16 protein-coding genes and 1 riboswitch are annotated in these 17462 nt (G+C 36.1%); of the genes, 8 read left to right on the top strand and 8 right to left on the bottom strand.

Annotated features, from left to right (window positions below; translation table 11 throughout):
* Positions 1-10: 10 nt before the first annotated feature.
* The 4 genes from Q8X41_RS14100 to Q8X41_RS14085 all read right to left on the bottom strand — a co-directional run bounded on the left by Q8X41_RS14100 (position 11) and on the right by Q8X41_RS14085 (position 4141).
* On the bottom strand, positions 11-2206 hold the full coding sequence (locus Q8X41_RS14100) for a histidine kinase dimerization/phospho-acceptor domain-containing protein (protein WP_397536902.1): 2196 nt from the start codon (positions 2204-2206) through the stop codon (positions 11-13).
* 1 nt (position 2207) lies between these two features.
* On the bottom strand, positions 2208-2372 hold the full coding sequence (locus Q8X41_RS14095; protein WP_397536901.1) for a hypothetical protein: 165 nt from the start codon (positions 2370-2372) through the stop codon (positions 2208-2210).
* Complete coding sequence (locus Q8X41_RS14090) at positions 2347-3042, bottom strand: response regulator transcription factor (RefSeq protein WP_397536900.1); 696 nt, start codon at positions 3040-3042, stop codon at positions 2347-2349. The genes Q8X41_RS14095 and Q8X41_RS14090 overlap by 26 nt, the downstream gene beginning before the upstream one ends.
* Positions 3043-3250: 208 nt before the next feature.
* Complete coding sequence (locus Q8X41_RS14085; protein ID WP_397536899.1) at positions 3251-4141, bottom strand: DMT family transporter; 891 nt, start codon at positions 4139-4141, stop codon at positions 3251-3253.
* Between the two features lie 148 nt (positions 4142-4289).
* On the opposite strand from Q8X41_RS14085, the gene Q8X41_RS14080 reads away from it, so the two are divergent.
* Positions 4290-4520, top strand: coding sequence for a DNA-binding protein (locus Q8X41_RS14080; RefSeq protein ID WP_397536898.1), 231 nt, complete (start codon positions 4290-4292; stop codon positions 4518-4520).
* Between the two features lie 175 nt (positions 4521-4695).
* Here Q8X41_RS14080 and Q8X41_RS14075 read toward each other — a convergent pair whose 3' ends face one another.
* Together Q8X41_RS14075 and Q8X41_RS14070 are read right to left on the bottom strand one after the other, a co-directional pair.
* Positions 4696-5682 carry a homoserine dehydrogenase gene (locus Q8X41_RS14075; protein ID WP_397536897.1) on the bottom strand — a complete coding sequence of 329 codons (987 nt, stop codon included), beginning with the start codon at positions 5680-5682 and terminating at the stop codon, positions 4696-4698.
* Positions 5683-6037: 355 nt separating this feature from the next.
* Positions 6038-7333, bottom strand: coding sequence for an O-acetylhomoserine aminocarboxypropyltransferase/cysteine synthase family protein (locus Q8X41_RS14070; protein WP_397536896.1), 1296 nt, complete (start codon positions 7331-7333; stop codon positions 6038-6040).
* 117 nt (positions 7334-7450) lie between these two features.
* Positions 7451-7564: riboswitch (SAM riboswitch) on the bottom strand.
* 299 nt (positions 7565-7863) lie between these two features.
* On the opposite strand from Q8X41_RS14070, the gene nfsA reads away from it, so the two are divergent.
* A complete protein-coding gene (gene nfsA / locus Q8X41_RS14065) occupies positions 7864-8595 on the top strand; it encodes an oxygen-insensitive NADPH nitroreductase (protein ID WP_397536895.1) in 732 nt (243 codons plus the stop codon).
* Between the two features lie 160 nt (positions 8596-8755).
* On the opposite strand, the gene Q8X41_RS14060 is transcribed toward nfsA, so the two are convergent.
* The gene (locus Q8X41_RS14060; protein WP_397536894.1) at positions 8756-10444 is read right to left on the bottom strand and encodes a hypothetical protein; all 1689 of its coding nucleotides are present in this window, start codon (positions 10442-10444) and stop codon (positions 8756-8758) included.
* A 133-nt stretch (positions 10445-10577) separates the two neighbouring features.
* Between Q8X41_RS14060 and Q8X41_RS14055 the strand changes: the two genes are divergently transcribed.
* The 6 genes from Q8X41_RS14055 to Q8X41_RS14030 all read left to right on the top strand — a co-directional run bounded on the left by Q8X41_RS14055 (position 10578) and on the right by Q8X41_RS14030 (position 16261).
* Positions 10578-11231, top strand: a complete 654-nt coding sequence (locus Q8X41_RS14055) for a lysoplasmalogenase (protein ID WP_397536893.1) — start codon at positions 10578-10580, stop codon at positions 11229-11231.
* 31 nt (positions 11232-11262) lie between these two features.
* Positions 11263-12489 carry a peptidase T gene (gene pepT / locus Q8X41_RS14050; protein WP_397536892.1) on the top strand — a complete coding sequence of 409 codons (1227 nt, stop codon included), beginning with the start codon at positions 11263-11265 and terminating at the stop codon, positions 12487-12489.
* 27 nt (positions 12490-12516) lie between these two features.
* Positions 12517-13488 (top strand): multidrug resistance efflux transporter family protein, encoded by a 972-nt coding sequence (locus Q8X41_RS14045; RefSeq protein WP_397536891.1) that lies wholly within the window; start codon positions 12517-12519, stop codon positions 13486-13488.
* 353 nt (positions 13489-13841) lie between these two features.
* Positions 13842-14552 (top strand): Fe-S oxidoreductase, encoded by a 711-nt coding sequence (locus Q8X41_RS14040; protein WP_397536890.1) that lies wholly within the window; start codon positions 13842-13844, stop codon positions 14550-14552.
* Between the two features lie 169 nt (positions 14553-14721).
* Positions 14722-16008, top strand: coding sequence for an Nramp family divalent metal transporter (locus Q8X41_RS14035; protein WP_397536889.1), 1287 nt, complete (start codon positions 14722-14724; stop codon positions 16006-16008).
* Positions 16009-16054: 46 nt separating this feature from the next.
* Positions 16055-16261: a hypothetical protein gene (locus Q8X41_RS14030; protein WP_397536888.1), complete on the top strand. Its 207-nt coding sequence runs from the start codon at positions 16055-16057 to the stop codon at positions 16259-16261.
* Between the two features lie 183 nt (positions 16262-16444).
* Here Q8X41_RS14030 and Q8X41_RS14025 read toward each other — a convergent pair whose 3' ends face one another.
* Complete coding sequence (locus Q8X41_RS14025) at positions 16445-17419, bottom strand: nucleoside hydrolase (RefSeq protein ID WP_397536887.1); 975 nt, start codon at positions 17417-17419, stop codon at positions 16445-16447.
* Positions 17420-17462 lie beyond the last annotated feature (43 nt).

The following is a 17462-nucleotide window of genomic DNA, read 5'->3' as shown; positions in this document are numbered from 1 at the left end:
TTTTTTCGTTTTAAACGATAGGAACATTGACAGTTACTTTAAATAAATCTCCATCTACAGTAATATCCATTTTACCTTCATGTAAATCTACAATAGATTGTGAAATGGCTAAACCAAGTCCAGATCCGTCTGTATGACGTGATGTATCTGCGCGTTTAAAGCGTTCATATAACTCCTCTACATTTTGATCTCCTAGCTCATATTTCGTAATGTTTTTGATCACAAACTGTGCTTGTTGATCTACTTTATCCAATGAAATATAGACTCGCGTACCTTCTAAAGTGTATTTCAAAGCATTAATAATAAGATTATCTAACACACGCCACCATTTTTGTCCGTCAACATATGCCATTAGTGGTTCATCTGTTATATGGATACGGAAATCCATTGCTGCTTTTTCCATATCTTCTTCATGTTCTCCAAGAGCTTGCTTCAATAGCTGATTCAAATTTACTTTTTGCTTTTGCAATTCTATGTTGCCGGAAGCCATTTTTGATACCTCAAACAAGTCCTCGATGAGCGTTTTTAAGCGTTGAGATTTTTTATCTAGAATCGACACATAGCTATTACGCTCATCCTCGGTTAAATCGGGATTTTTCAATAGATCCGTATACGTAATAATTGAAGTAAGTGGTGTTCTTAAATCATGGCTTACATTTGTGATTAACTCTGTTTTTAGCCGCTCACTTTTCGCCTGCTCTGTTAAAGAAGTACTCACCCCTTCACGTAATCGATTTAAATTAGCTGCATGCTTAGCAAAAACGGATTTACCACGCACTTCGATCTCACTGTTTAAACGTCCTTCCGCCATATCGTCTGTTTGTTTCATGATTTTATTTAAATAGCTCATACGACGTAAGAAAATAACCATTGCAGGTAAAGCAATTGAAAAGAATAACACGGTATAGAGCGGCCCCAATCCATTTGCGAACATTACCCCGACAATCCCAACTCCTGCTAAAAAGACAATAACTAAGAGTGCAACAGATTGTAATCCAACTCTCATGGATAAAAATAGATTTAAATCCTGTGCAACATGTAGACTAAGGGATTTTTTATAAGCTCTTAACCGTTTTTCTTCTGCATCCAGATCTTCTATCATTAGAAGTAACTGCATCACCGCAAACCATACGAGAAGATAGAGAATAGGAATAGCTACGACCAATACTGCTATAAACGAATGATCGATAAAGCTTGTAAAAGATAGATGATCTGACAACACCATTAAGTCAATAATGACACCATATCCAGTGATAAATAAGCAAAATGCTCGTACATCAATTGGCCATTTTCGAATAGTACATAGTAAAAAGTTTTCCTTGTTCATTTCCATTTTAAATGGTCTGATGAAGAATAACATAATGATGGACAGTAAACTTAATATCCAGATAACAACTAATAGTCTTTGATGGAATTTAAAATTCTTATATTCTTGGTAAAAAGCTGAATTTAAAAACTCTGTTTTTGAAACACGAATTTCACCTTTATATTGATGTGTAGAATTATGGGTTGCTTCTGTTATATCGTATGACCTATCATCTTCCGCTGCATTCCAATTTGATACAACATCGACGTTGTTAATAGTAGAAGTATTTAAAACATGTTGGCTATTATATTTGTGAGTATAAACAGCTGTATCATTTAGGTATCCTTCTGTAAAGGTTTTACCTGTTGACATATCTGTTAATTGATAAGCAAAGTAACTGTAGTCATTTAAAAAACTTTGTTTCCGATTTTCTAATTCATTTACATACTTGTCGATTTCTTGCTCTTTAATTTTTATAATTTTATCTCGTACATAGTCGTCATCTTCAAAATTCTTTGTAATATCTTTTATCTTTTTATCTCGTTCTGATGTGAGAGCTTTTTCAACTGTAGTTGCTTTTGAACTTTTGGCATCAGTAATTTTATCTTGATATTGATTATTGATACTGGCAATTTGCTCACTTAGGCTACCATTATAATTTCGATATTCCTCTATTTCTTGGTCCGTCACCTTTATATCCTTTTTCGCCTCACTAGCATCTAATGGATTTAAAACAAGTGAACCTAGTTGATCTGTGAAATTTTGGTATTCTGATTGAAATGTATCTGACTCAAAAAAATTTTTTGCAAAATATTGACTGCCATGCTCTAAAAGGGTAAAACCTCCAATCAGAATCATACAGATAAGAGAAAGCAAAACAGTGTTTTTGGATTTTCTCATGTTACACTCCCCCAATTGCACGAGTTAGTTGTGCAAATTTCTTCGCAAAACTAAAATCCATCATATGGAATATAAAGGTTAAGCAGTACAGTAAACTACAGAATGCTATAATAAGTGCGCTGATTGACCAAATGGTTGTACTATGCTTTTTCAATTTTGTAGCCAATACCCCACACCACCTTTAAGTATCTTGGATTCTTTGGATCCACTTCGATTTTTTCTCTAATTTTTCGAATATGTACTGCAACAATATTGTCGGCATTGTAGGCGGGCTCATTCCATACACGTTCGTAAATTTCTGAAATAGAGAAAACTCGTCCTACATTTGTGAGTAAAAGTTCTGTAATGTTATATTCGATTTTCGTTAACTTAATTGGCTCGCCGTCTAGCAATAGTTCTTTTGCATCTGTGTCTAGTGACAGACCACCTACTGTTACCTTTCCTTGTTGCTCATTGTAGGTTCCAAGTTTCACATAACGGCGTAATTGCGATTTCACCCTAGCCATTAATTCTAAAGGATGGAATGGCTTTGTTACATAGTCATCTGCCCCAACCGATAAACCATGAATTTTATCTGAATCCTCTACTTTGGCGCTAAGCATAATAATTGGGATATTACGTTCTGCTCGAATTTTAAACGTCGTTTGGATCCCATCTAATTCTGGCATCATAATATCTAAAATAATTAAATGTATTTCATGCTCCAGTAATTGTTCGAGAGCTTCCACACCATTTGCTGCTTTTAAGACGTTGTACCCTTCGTTTTTCAAATAAATTTCAATGCCATCTCGAATATCTTGGTCATCATCTGTTACTAAAATGGTATATGGTGCCATTTGTCACACCTCATTTCTTTGTTTTCTTATAGTCATCATTTTACAGACCAAATCTTAAAAAGAAGTGATGATAAAAATGAAGAAATTCTTAAGATTTTTATATCAATATTCATATTTTACAGGAATACACAAATCTTTTCAGGAAGTTATCCACAAAAAAACTGTTTTAAAAGCCAACATTGACTCCTAAAACAGTTTATCCACAAAGTTATTCAACGCTAGCCTCTATTTGTGGAATACTTTTCGTTCGTCCTCCAAATGTAATCACAATTATTCCACCAAGTAACATCGCTACACCAATCCAGGATGCAACGCTCAAATATTCACCTACTAAGAAAACACCTAGCAATGCAGCAGTTAACGGCTCGGCTAGAGATAATGTTACAGCAGATGATGAGAGAATCTTTTGTAATCCTGTTTGGAATAAAATATACGCTATACTTGTTCCAAAAATACACATAAACAATAGTGGTGGCCAATTTGCACTCTCAGTGACCCAATCCACCCCCAAAATGAAGGCGATTGGTAATAATAATAATCCACACATTGAAAATGTCATTGCTACTGCAGGTAAAGCCGCTTCTTTGTCCATTAACGACTTACTCACATGTGTATAAGTCGCAAATGCGATTCCTGCACACAAAGCTAAACTAATGCCCAGTGGATTCACAGTTGTTTGTCCTTTATTCACAAAAACAAGTACACAACCTAAAATTGCTAATACGGTTGCTATTCCCCATGTACGAGTTGGTTTGTTTTTAAAGTAGAGCCATTCAATGAGCCCAGCAAATACTGGAGAACTACCAATGGTTACTACTGTGCCAATTGCCACCCCTGTCAAACGAACAGATGTAAAAAATAACGGCTGAAAAAGTGCCATAGAAAGTGCTGCATAAAATGTATATTTCCAAGGCCAGTGGCGAAATTGGATTTTCTTCATCGCTATTGCAATGATCAGCAATACACCTCCACCAATTCCCGAACGCATTGCCGCCACAGTTAAAGGCTGTATACCATCTGTTAAAAAGGTCTGTGTTGTACCAACTGTTCCCCATAGAGTAGCTGCTAACAACACGAGAACATATGGCAAAAGATTCATCATTCTCCCCCTTGCTTATTTCGATCGTAAAGACGGATGCCCTTTTTTGTAAAATATTTCATTATCATCATGAAAATATATCATAAATTCTGAAAGTTGAGGATAGTCTTTTCTTCTATTATAATGAGGCAAAAGGGGGCCTTACGCTATGTACAAAACCGTTGCAGATACAGCAAAGGACATCTCTATGCCAGAATATCAAGTGATGCGTTATGTTTTAGAAGGCCGCATTCGTGCAGTTCATGACGGTGAACAATTTTTAATTAGTAGTGATCAATTCGATCGATACCACGAGCAGCTTGAAAGAATAAAAGAAGAAATTGAAATATGGAAAAACACACCCATTCCCGAAGATATTGATATTAAAGATGAAGACTAATACAAATATGGGGCTTCTATAAGTAACCAATGTTATTTATAGAAGCCCCTACTTTATTTATAAGTATACTTTTCAACTATTAAGTAGTTTAAAAACTCTTTTCACTTATGTTTTTGAAAGGCTATTAGCAGTAGCTTTCTTTATTTTAAAACCTATAAAACGAGCGATTGAAGCATTAAATTGATACTGTTACAGGTGCTTTTACTAGCATATCTGCATAGTCTTCCACCATTACACTTGCAGTTGGGAACATGCCTGCTCCTGGACCAACTAATGTAAGTGTACCGATGTAATTAGTATCTAATGCTACAGCGTTGTTTACACCTTCAATCGAATACAATGGATGTTCTGAGCCAATTAATTGTGGACCAACTGTTGCAATGATTTTACCAGTAACTTCATCACGACGAACATCTGCTACATGTCGATAGCGTAAACCTTTTGCTTTCGCATCTTCCACTTGCTCAGCTGTGATTTCAGTGATGCCCACCACATCTACTTCATCCCAATTTGGTTGTTCTCCAAATGCCAATGCACTTAAAATCATTAGCTTGCGGAATGGGTCTTGGCCAGAGATATCATTATAAGGATCAGCTTCAGCATAACCTAAACGTTGCGCATCTTGTAACGCCTCATCAAATGGCATACCTTCGCTACGCATTTGAGTTAGGATATAGTTTGAAGTACCGTTTAGGATTCCTTGAATATGGCTTACTTCATTTACACGTAAGATGTTTTGCATTGTTTTTATTACCGGTACCCCACCAGCTACTGTAGCTTCGTATCCAACCTGTACGCCATATTTCTGCGCCTTTTCTTGTAATGCTAAACCATGTTTTGAGAACATCACTTTGTTGGCTGTAACAATGTTGATACCCTTTTCAATCGCTTGAGATAAGTATTTGAATGCAGGTTCTTCCCCGACAATCGCTTCAAAAACAACTTCTAAGTTTGGAATTGCTAAAATATCTTCGAACTTGTCTGTTAGTAATTCTTTTGGCGCATGTGGACGTGGCTTATTCACATTACTTACAAGAATTTTAGCGATTTCAATATCTACACCTAAAGTGCTCTTAAATTGCTTTCGCTTTTCATTGACAATACGATAAATGCCTTGGCCCACTGTGCCATAACCTAGAATTGCTACCTTCACTGTTGTCATATTCTCGCCCTCCAAAATTTTTTCTTTCCTATATTCAGAATTACGCAATCTCAATTTACTTTACGCATTCATGTACTTTTTTCATGACATTTACAGGTAATCCTGCTCACCTTTTAAAATTCTAAATTATTGAACTTATTGATGATTTTAGACTACCTACAGACAGATTACAAGGAAAATCTTTCTGAGAAGGACAATTGTTTTTTTAGAGAGGTCATGAAAATCGCTTACATCGTTGATTTGATGGAATCTTTAGATTGCCAAAAACACAAAAAAATTCCGTTACATTTAGAAAAGAAAAGAGTGAGCGCTATACATGCGTCACTCCTCCCTATTTTTTTATCTGAAAACTTTCTTATTTAATAGCTACAGACGTGTTTACTTTTGCAAATGCTGATTCTAATGCATCAATAATATCCTCTGCTGCTTCTAAGCCAATTGAAAGACGTACCAGTTCTTCTGGAACTCCAGCTTTTTCTAGTTCTTCTGCATTTAATTGTTGGTGTGTAGTAGATGCTGGGTGGATGATTAATGAACGAGCATCCCCTACATTTGCTACATGACAGAATAATTCAATATTATCGATCAACTGGCGACCTGCATCACGACCACCTTTGATACCAAATGTAAGTACTGAACCATAACCATTCTTTAAGTATTTATTTGCAAGGGGAGCAAATTCGCTATTTTCAAATCCATTGAAATGCACCCAATCAACTTGGTCATTTTCTTGAAGATATTCTGCTACTTTTCGTGCATTTTCGTTATGATATGGAACACGTAAGTGCAACGTTTCTAAACCTTGTAGTAATTGGAATGCTGCATCCGCACTAAGCGTTGGACCGAAGTCACGTAATAATTGGACACGTAAACGAGTTGCAAACGCTGCATCTGCAGTATCAATGCCATAACGTAATCCGTGATAAGATGCATCTGGTTCTGTATAATCAGGGAATTTACCGCGAGTCCAGTCAAATTTCCCAGCATCAACGACTACTCCAGCAATTGTTGTACCATGACCGCCAATCCATTTTGTTGCAGAATGTACGACGATATCTGCACCGAATTCAATTGGGTTGCATCCAACTGGTGAAGCAAATGTATTATCGATGATTAATGGAATTTCATGTTTGTGTGCAATTTCTGCTAATACTTCAATATCAACAATTGAAAGACTTGGGTTACCAATTGTTTCCGCATAAATAGCTTTGGTATTTTCTTGAATTGCTTCTTCAAATTCATTTGGATTTGTTTCATCAACAAATGTTGTTGTAATACCATAGCGAGGCAATGTATTTGCAAAAAGATTGTATGTTCCACCATAAATACTAGCTGCTGAAACAATATGGTCACCAGTACGTGCAATGTTCAAAATCGAAAATGCAATAGCTGCCATCCCTGAAGATAAAGCAACTGCTGCTGTCCCACCTTCAAGTAATGCAATACGCTTTTCAAAAACATCTACTGTTGGGTTCATAATACGAGAATAAATATTGCCAGGTTCTTCAAGTGCAAATAATTTTCGTGCATGTTCAGAATCATTAAATTTATATGCTGTTGTGCGATATACAGGTACTGTAATTGCCCCTGTTGTTGGATCTGGTGTTTGACCACCACGTACTGCTAAAGTCTCTTTACGTAATTCTGTCATTTTAATTCCTCCTAAAGGTTAAATGGTTAGATGGAAAACGGAGGTGTGCAAAAGGGTTTTTTATATAAAGAAAAACCCTTCTTCACGTAAGAAGAGGGTTAAATTAGCATTATCCTCCCCTTATCTTTCAGATCCGATTAGAATCTGTAGGAATTAGCACCGTAGCAAGTGTGTATACTTACTGGTTGCTGGGCATCGCAGGGCCTATCCCTCCGCCGCTCTTGATAAAGGTTATTTTATTCTGTTCCATCTTGTTGACGTAAGTATAGAAGATTCCTAGAATAAATGTCAATGCTTTTTTCTGAATCTTTAATTATTTTAACAAAAGAAAATATCTGTATTAATTATTATCTTATTTTAGCCAAACAGCGGAGAACTCCCTGTTGTTAGTCAACACAGTTTAAATATCCTCAGGTTTTCTACAATTTTATGGGTATCAGAGGTATTTAAAAGCAGTATTTTTTAGTAGTCACTTTCAATAAAATCCCGTATAGTGAAATTGATACCTATTTGAAAAGGAGCCTGACATTATGGTTAAAGAACTTTTACGTAGTCATACATCTGTTCGAAAATATACAGGTGAAAAAATCCCAAAAGAAATCGTGCGAGATTTAATCGAAACTGCACAAATGGCCGCAACATCTCATTTCATTCAAGCATATAGTGTCATTTGGGTTACAGATGAAGAAAAACAACAAAAACTTGGTGAGCTTTCAAATAATGCTTTCCAATTCCAAACTGCAGGCGCAGCATTTCTATTCTGCGTAGATTTCAAACGTCTACAAGTGGCAGGTAAAAAACAAGGTGTAGAAATTGTAGCTGATTCAGCAGAAAACGTCTTAGCAGGTGTTGTTGATGTTGCCCTATTTGCACAAAACTTTGTTATTGCAGCTGAAGCAGAGGGTTATGGTATTTGCTATATTGGCGGTGCTCGTAATAATCCAGAAGAAATTAGTAAATTATTTAATTTACCAGATTACGTCTTTCCATTATTTGCAATGACAATCGGTACACCAACAAAACGAAACGAAACAAAACCACGTCTTCCTTTAGATGCTGTGCTTCACGAAAATAGCTACGATGTAGAAAAATACAATCAGCTATTAGATGAATACGATGCGACATTGGAAGAATATTATGCAAGTCGTTCATCAAACAATAAAACGGCTAATTGGACGAAACAAATGGCTGACTTCTTAATCGAACAACGCCGTCCATTTATCAAAGAATTCTTAGCCAACAAAGGTTTTACTTGGAAATAATATAAATTGAAATGCTCCTGTTTGTTTTATTAGCCAACAGTTCCGGGGACTTCTCTTTTGCCTTACAGCCTTGGAGGTTATAAGAAAAGCTATGCTCGCATCTGGATAATTAAAATAGCCATCTACCAAAAAAGTAGACGGCTATTTCTTTAAACACAAGCTATTTTTCTTCAATCCCTTTAATCGTAATTTCTTTAACCGGCAAGAAGACATCGTTTGAATTTACATATTTCAATTCTACTTGATCTCCCTCTTTTAGGTACACTGCAAGAGGCGCTGTTTCGGAGCTGACGATAAAGTTTTCTTTATTGTCTAGTAAGAAAGAAATGGTTGTGTAATCGTTATTTTTCTCTTTATAGACACGTATGACTTTACCTTTAGCTGCTTTTTCTTCATTTGAAGAGCTGCCATTTAAAGAACTATTACCTGAACGATTAATAATTGTTTTATATTGTCTTAACGCTTCGTTTGGTGTTGCAGCAGAAACAGAAAGCTCAGGATTTGCTGCTGAAACGATTGAATAGTTTTGTAAGAAACCATTAGAATCAAGCACTGGTACTAACCAGCTTGCTTTACCATAGAAATTATAAATAATTGGCATAGAAGCTTGCCATTTTTTCTCGATGAATTTTTTCTCAATAATTTGAATTGCGCCTTGTGAATCCATATAAGCTTCATCTTTATTACCTGAATAGTAAGTAGCTTGACCTGTGCGAGCATTCGTCAATGAATAGCCCAGCATAGAATCTACGCCCTTTTTAGGACTTGTAAAATCTGTGAAGTAATACATTATGCCATTTTCATCAAATACAGGGCTGACATTTGCTTCTGTCCCTTCATCAGAAGGAAGTTTCACGTCTTTTTTACCGAACATACTATTCCAATAGCCGTGAACATATTTACCGAAATATTCATTTTGAAGGCTAACAGCTTCTGGAGAAATCGCACCATCGATAAATTCAGGCACATCTTTTAATGCGTAAGTTTTTGAAGCACCTGTTTTCGCATCAACCATGACAATCCCTTTTGGGTCAAAGCCATTACGCCCAGAGATAAACTTACCATAAGTACGAATATAGTATGGTTTTCCATCATCATTTACTTCTAATTGTGCATCACCATAGAAAATTTCTTTCGTATTCGCTAATCGCATGTGACGTTCAACATTGTTATTTAAATAAGCTGAAGTTGTATACACCATCGGAGATTTTACGAACTTTGGATTATCCGATGAATTTGTAGCACTCATCATCAAATAACCTGGTGATTCTTTCCCCTTCATCCATTTAAAGAAATCTGAGAATTCTACTGGTGCAATATAAACATATTCACCATTTACTTTTTGAATTTGTAAGCTACCTAACTCGTAGTAACTTGTATTTGGTACTTGGCTAAATGCCTTTTTCATTTTATTTCGTGCAAATTTAGGTGGAACGCTTGCAGGTGTTTTCGTGTCATCAAAAGCCTTGATTTCAATCTTTTTTGTCATCTCAGCAGATTGGTATTTTTGATTTGCATTAAAAAATGGCGTAGATAATAGATAAACGCCGAAAACTAAACTTGCTAGAGTTATGAATCCTTTAATCTTTCTTTCAATACCATTAGATAATAGTGCACCAATTAAAGCAATAACAAGGAGCTCTAGCCACAATTGAGACCAGTTTTGATCTATCTTTGTTACATAAAAGACAATTGCGGTAATAACAAAAATAAGTATGAACATTGCAATACCGAATTGCATTTTAAATTTTGTCTTAAAATCACCTTCAGGCGTTTTACTTGTAAACGGCACAATTAGAAATGTTGCTACAATTGCAACGATTGCCGACATGATAAAAGTCATTGTCATAGTTACTCATCCTTTCTCATATTAAGATACGAATGACTTCATAGAAAGTTTCATAGAATTTAGGTCATAAATGATTGATTCGAATAAATTTAGATATAAATGTATTAAAAAATTACTCAAAGGAAGTGTACATATGAAAAAGCTATATCTCATTGCACTCGTTATTTTCTTTTCCATTCTTTATATTTTCTTTATACCTGAACAACCTTTTTTATTAAAAATTTCGTTCAAAATTATTCCAATAATCTTGATGATTATTTTCGTCTATTTACAGCGTGATTCGAACAATCCAGCATTTTCAAAGTGGCTTCTTTTAGGGCTGTTCTTCTGCATGCTAGGAGATGCCACCATTCGCTGGTTTTTACTGGGCCTATCCTTCTTTTTAGTCGGTCATATCTGCTACATTGTCGCATTTTTCAAAGTGAAAATGAAAGCGATAAATCCCTATATTGCTATTTTTTTATTGACCTACGGTATGTTGATGGTCGCATGGATTGCAGGGAATATTTTTAGAACAGGTAATTATGTACTTGGTATAGCGGTCTGCTTTTATATTGCCGTTATCTTAACAATGGGATGGTCAGCTTTGCAAACGTATTCACACATTATTATTCTTGGTGCCTTTTCATTTATTTTCTCAGACTCCATCTTAGCTATTAATATGTTTATAACAGATATACCAATGTCAGATATTCTTATTATGACAAGTTACTATAGTGCACAACTTTTCTTTGCAATGAGCACGCTAAAATATTCCGTAGCTCGAAAGAAAGTGTTAGAATTATGACAATGCTTTAAATATAAGGAGGATTCACACAATGAAAGAAACAGTAATCGAACGATTAGTCAAATACACTAAAATTGATACTCAATCTAATGAAGCAAGCGAAACAACACCTTCTACTGAAAAACAATGGGATTTACTACATGTGTTAGAAACTGAATTAAAAGAAATCGGTATGGAAGAGATTGCAGTTGATGAAAATGGCTATTTATTTGCAACTTTGCCTGCAAACTCTGATAAGGAATTGCCAACAATCGGATTTTTAGCTCACGTTGATACAGCAACTGACTACACAGGTACAAATGTAAATCCACAGCGCCATGACAATTATGATGGTGGTGATATCCAATTAAATGCTGAAGTCGTATTATCACCAAAAAATTCACCAGAATTAGCTAACTACGTTGGTCAAACATTGATTACAACAGAAGGTACTACTTTACTTGGTGCAGATGACAAAGCAGGGATCGTAGAAATTATGACTGCTATGGAATATTTGATTAACCATCCTGAAGTAAAACACGGCAAAATCCGTGTAGCATTTACTCCAGATGAAGAAATCGGTCGTGGACCACATAAATTTGACGTGGAGCGTTTCCATGCAGATTATGCATACACAATGGATGGTGGCCCACTCGGTGAACTTCAATACGAAAGCTTTAACGCTGCAGGTGCTAAAGTAACAACTCGAGGTATTAGTGTTCACCCAGGTTCTGCAAAAGGTAAAATGGTGAATGCTATTACAATGGCAATCAAATTCCAAGAAATGATGCCAAAAACAGATGTTCCAGAATTGACAGAAGATCATGAAGGTTTCATCCACCTTATGAATTTCAATGGTGAAGTTGAAAACACATCTCTTTCTTACATTATTCGTGACCACGATCGTGAAGCTTTCGAAGCGAAGAAAGCATTAATGCTAGAAGCTGAAAAAGCAATTAAAGCGGAATTCGGTGAAAATGCAATTACTGTGGAAATTTCAGACCAATATTACAACATGGCAGAAAAAATTCTCCCTGTAAAAGAAATTGTTGACATTGCACAAAAGGCAATGGAAAACTTAGATATTACACCTTTAATTTTACCAATTCGTGGCGGCACAGATGGTTCTCAACTTTCATATATGGGACTTCCAACGCCTAATATCTTCGCTGGTGGCGAAAATATGCATGGTAAATATGAATATGTTTCAGCTGAAACAATGGTTAAAGCAACTGAAGTTATTATAGAAATCGTTCAATTGTTTGAGCAAAAAGCATAGTTGGTGAATCGATAGGCAGGTGACATTGTGAAAGAAATTGCACTTGGTGTTTTGGCATCATTATTTTTTGCAGTAACATTTATTTTAAATCACTCGATGGAGCTAGAAGGTGGAAGCTGGCTATGGAGTTCATCATTGCGCTATTTCTTCATGCTTCCCTTTTTACTTGTCATCGTCGCATCACGTAGAGGACTTACTGCCGTAGCAAAAGAGATAAAAACCCAACCAAAAGTTTGGCTTCTTTGGAGCTCTGTTGGCTTTGTGCTCTTTTATGCTCCCCTCACTTTTGCTGCTGCATACGGCCCAGGTTGGCTCGTATCAGGCACTTGGCAGTTTACAATTGTAGCAGGAGTATTACTTGCACCGTTCTTTGTTCAATATATTGATGGTAAAGTCATCCGGCAAAAAATACCGCTCGTTTCATTACTTATTTCGAGTATTATTTTAGTCGGCATTATTTTAATTCAAATCCCAAGTGTGAAAAACGTTTCCTTAGAAAGCTTACTATTTGGAATCTTCCCTGTAGTAATTGCTGCATTTGCGTATCCACTTGGAAACCGGAAAATGATGGATGTATGTAATGGTCGGCTAGATACTTTCCAACGTGTACTAGGAATGACTATCGCTTCTATGCCTGTTTGGATTGTCATCGCAATTTATGCACTTGCAACGGTTGGCCTTCCTTCAGTTAGTCAGATGATCCAATCATTAATTGTCGGCATTAGCTCTGGTGTCATTGCGACTGTGCTATTCTTCATCGCAACGGATCGCGTCCATAATGACCAAGGAAAACTGGCGGCTGTTGAAGCAACACAATCAACTGAAATCCTTTTCGTTATTGTTGGCGAAATGTTGCTACTGGATGTTCCACTGCCTAAGCCACTGGCACTCTTTGGTATAGCCACTATTATTGTCGGTATGTTACTACATAGCTATTACACCACGTTACTGAAGAAAAAAAGTAGTGTTGTTTTGAAAACTGAACAAAAGATAGAATAAAAGAATAATGGATAAAGAAGATGTCCTATAAGTCAGTGAAAGCTGATTTTCTGGGCATCTTTTATTATTATTATTTTGGACATAACAAAAAACGATAAGATTGATGAAATCTTATCGCCCAGTCTAGTCGAGCATTCCTAATCTTTTGAGGGGGGTTTAGGAATTTTTTTATTGCTAGCTAAATTTTGGAGAAAAGTAGCTAATTGAATCCTGCTCTACTTACATTTTTTAGAGGAGGTTTATTTCTCTATACGATAATGATAATCATTATCAATTGAAAAGTCAATACTTATCCTAAAGTATTTTTTGAAAATTACATAATTATTGTATAGTAATACTTAAGAGGTGATAATATGAGCTCTTTATCAAGAGATCAACTACAACAATTACAATCCTATAGTATCTATGTTGATGATTCAGCAAATACTGTATTTAACCTGCAACAACTACATAACGATGAGTTTTTACCTGATTTTTTAACGCTTATTAAAGCAATAAGTAAGGTAGAGTCCGATACAATTGCTTTATCGTATTTTACACGTCGTTATGGCATGTTTGTTGCTATGCAGTTTTATATGTTAACAATGTACGACGAAGTATGGGATGGTTCCTTTGGTAATCTGAAGTTTGGTGTTAAAGAGGAATTTGGAAACAAAGCATTATGCATGTTTACACATTCATTAGATTGGCAAATGATTGATGAAGACGAACGGGAAACTACATTTAAGAAAATATTAGAACAACAATGTAATGCAATTTTCTCTCAGTTGCGTAAAATTACTTCGGTTTCACCGAAAATGCTATGGGAAAATGTTTTTGGTTATATGTTATGGCATCTACATGTACTTCTTTCAAATCCAGGCACTTGCGAACAAGCACAAATCGATATTGCATTATTAGAAGATAACTCTTTATGGTCTTCGTTTGCAAAACACTCTTATTTTAAAGAATATACGGGTGGAGATCATCCTTCAAAACTCATCAATATACCTGTGCGCAAAACTTGCTGTTTCTCAAAGGACGTCCCTGGATGGATGCAGTGTGGCTTTTGTCCATTGAAATAGCTTAAGCTTTTTCAATTAAAACGTGTGTGTGATGGCCTAGAAAGAAAATAAAAGAATATGAATCTAATATCTTTACTTTTCAGAACAATTGAAGTACACTAATCACACCAAAACTTTCCTTCAGGAAACTTTATTTCGGCAATAACACTTTTGGGAACGGGGGAAAAATGTGAGTAGAGTATATAAAGAAAAACAAATCTCAAGGTTACAACACCCAACAGCTCAAGATGTTCTAAATGGCAAAGTGCGTGGCATTAAAAGCGTACTTCCCTTCTTAGGACCTGCTTTTATTGCAGCTGTGGCTTATATAGATCCCGGAAACTTTGCTACTAATATTACCGCTGGATCTCAATATGGATATTTATTATTATGGGTAATTGCCTTTTCAAATTTAATGGCAGTTCTAATCCAATCATTATCTGCAAAACTCGGTATTGCAACAGGGAAAAACTTACCCGAGGTTGCACGCGAAAACTTTTCAAAAAAAACATCTATCCTATTATGGATTCAAGCAGAGCTTGTCATAATGGCAACGGACTTAGCTGAGTTTATCGGTGCGGCACTAGGTATGTATTTATTGTTCGATATCCCAATGCTCCCTGCAGCACTCATCACAGCTGTTGGTTCATTTGCTATTTTAGAACTTCAACGCCGTGGCGTACGTGCCTTTGAAGCTGGAATAACCGCAATGGTAATGATGGTTGTATTAGCGTTTGCGCTCCAAACGTTCTTGGCACATCCAGATGCCGGTTCAATCGCTGCAGGTTTCATACCTAAATTTGCCGATGTTAATTCAATTTTGCTTGCAACAGGTATTTTGGGAGCTACGGTTATGCCACATGCTATATATTTGCATTCATCACTAACTCAACATCGCGTTGTGGGTAAAAATGATGAAGAGAAACGTAAAATCTTTAAATTTGAATTTATGGATATTGTCATTGCTATGATTATTGCAGGTGCCATCAATATGAGCATGTTAATCATCGCAGCAGCTGTGTTCCATACAAAAGGTATGAATGTTGAAGATTTAGATGTTGCTTTTCATTCACTTCACGATATGCTTGGACCAATGGCATCTATATCATTTGGTTTAGGTTTACTAATCGCAGGTCTTGCCAGCTCATCTGTGGGTACTTTATCGGGAGATGTTGTAATGCAAGGCTTTATCAATAAACATATTCCGATTTATTTACGTCGTGCAATTACTATGATTCCACCTCTATTAATCATCGCTTTTGGTGCCAACGCAACAAAAGCCCTTGTGTGGAGTCAGGTTATTTTATCCTTTGGAATTGCCTTCGCATTAATCCCATTAATTATGTTCACAAGTAATAAGAAAATTATGGGCGGACTTGTTAATCATAAGTTTACAACGATTCTTGGCTGGATCGTGGCAGCAATCGTTGTACTCTTAAATATATATCTTCTGTATCAAACTGCAGTTGGTGCATAATATTATTCACTAGACACACACTACTCTTTAAAAGGAGTGTGACATGATGAAGAAGGATTCGTTACCTAAAGACAAAAAAATATTTGCAGACTTACCATCTGATGAACGGCCTGATATGATGAATTCAGAAAATATTAGTCTATATGATTTGTACGAAGATATGCATTCCGTCGATCCAATTCCAATGGAAGAACTAACTAAAGATTTAGAGTCAGAAGCTAAAGACGATAAATACGATGGTAAATGGACCTGATTTCTCAGCTTGAATAACTATAAAATAAAAAAAGTTGTCTTAAAAATTTTTAAGACAACTTTTTATTTTTGGGGCTTTGCTTAACAATGCTGTTGATACTTTATCAGTTTCGCTTTCATCGCGAACTCTTTGCGCGGGCAAACCTATAACCGGAACCATTTTCCCATTAGAAAATAGCTCTAATTATTTCTCTAAAAGCTTTTCTCCCATTATAGTACAAGCCTCAAAGAATAGTTCTACAAAGCCTTCACGATCTACGCTATGTAATACTTTGGCATTTGGGGTTTTACCTGTTTTATTTGCATAATCGACAATTGTAGATCCTGCAGTTAATCGACCTTCTAATTCAATTTCTACATAATAATCGTCACCTTGGAATAATTCAGGTGCTACTAAGGCTGCGACAGCACAAACGTCATGGACACGAATTTGCTCTTCAAAATGTGGTGGATGGAATGGTGTTTGTGATTGTGTAAATGTATAGAATTTCATCATATCGGCTGCTTTTTCAGCAAATGGTGTACCAAGTGTACGTAGTTTTGCCATTTCTTCTCTTGTGATATACGCTTTATGCGTTACATCTAGACCGCTCATCATAATCGGTACGCCTGAGCGGAATACAAGCTCTGTAGCATGTGGATCTACATAAGAATTGAATTCTGCAGTTGTTGACATGTTCCCACCAACAGCGGCTCCACCCATCCATGAAATCAATTTAATCTTAGGTTTTACTTCTGGATGTGCAAGTAACAATGCGCCAATATTTGTTAACGGGCCGGTTGCGACAATAATAACTGGTTGCTCACTTGCTAGCAAAATTTCACACATAGCCGTGATAGCAGTTCGATCGCTTTCTTTTAAAGTTGGATCTGCCCATTTTACATTGCCGAGTCCCCCTTCACCATGAATATCTTCCGCTACTTCTAAAGTCCGGAAAATAGGTTGCTCAAGACCACGTGCTACTTCTACCTCTTGCCCTATATAGGTTAAAAAGCTAAGGGCATTATATGTCGTTTTATCTGTTGATAAATTACCTGCTTCTATTGTGACAAGCTTAATATCTAATTCTGGACGCGAAAATGCCAGAGCAAGCATCATAGCATCGTCAATTCCTGGGTCACAGTCAATAATCACTGGGGTTTTATTCAAATTATCCACTCCTTACGCTTATATTGCTATTATCAGACTTCTTGATGTAATT

Source organism: Rummeliibacillus pycnus, assembly GCF_044359855.1.
GTDB classification, from domain to species: Bacteria; Bacillota; Bacilli; order Bacillales_A; family Planococcaceae; genus Rummeliibacillus; species Rummeliibacillus pycnus_A.
This window is presented reverse-complemented; position numbering and strand designations above follow the sequence as displayed.